Below are 511 nucleotides of genomic sequence, written 5' to 3' on the forward strand. Positions count from 1 at the left end.
CTCCTGCCGCCTCCTATTCCCGGGCTTGCCACCGACATTGGCTGCTCGCCCCAAAAGGGATGACGAATTGGTCTCAGGCCCGCCGATCGGCCCGCCGCCTATCCATACAATGCCAGTTGCTCTTGTATCAGCTAATCCAATGGATTAGGATAGGACTCACGCGAAGTCATGCACGGCCTTGTCGAACTGCCCTCTTATATTCGCTTGGCCGACAAGCTTCTGACCGAGCGGGAACGCCAAGACCTTATCGACTATCTGGCGGGGAATCCCAAGGCCGGAGACATCATGGAAGGCACGGGCGGCGTGCGCAAGCTGCGCTGGCGCCGCGGCGACCACGGCAAGCGCGCGGGCGTGCGCGTCGTTTACTACTATCACGATGACCAGATGCCCCTATATCTGCTGACGCTCTTTGCCAAAGGCGACAAAGGCAATCTGACCAAGGCGGAGCGCAATGATCTTGCCAGTCTGGTCGACGTCTTGACGAACCTCTGGAACCGGCGAGCGCAATCAT

1 protein-coding gene is annotated in these 511 nt (G+C 59.3%); it reads left to right on the forward strand.

The window, feature by feature from the left end; all coding sequences use genetic code 11:
* Positions 1–168: 168 nt before the first annotated feature.
* Positions 169–511: hypothetical protein (locus RCF13_RS07205; RefSeq protein ID WP_064522992.1), on the forward strand; the 343-nt coding region annotated here is incomplete at its 3' end.

Source organism: Stenotrophomonas maltophilia group sp. RNC7, assembly GCF_030910085.1.
GTDB lineage: Bacteria > Pseudomonadota > Gammaproteobacteria > Xanthomonadales > Xanthomonadaceae > Stenotrophomonas > Stenotrophomonas sepilia.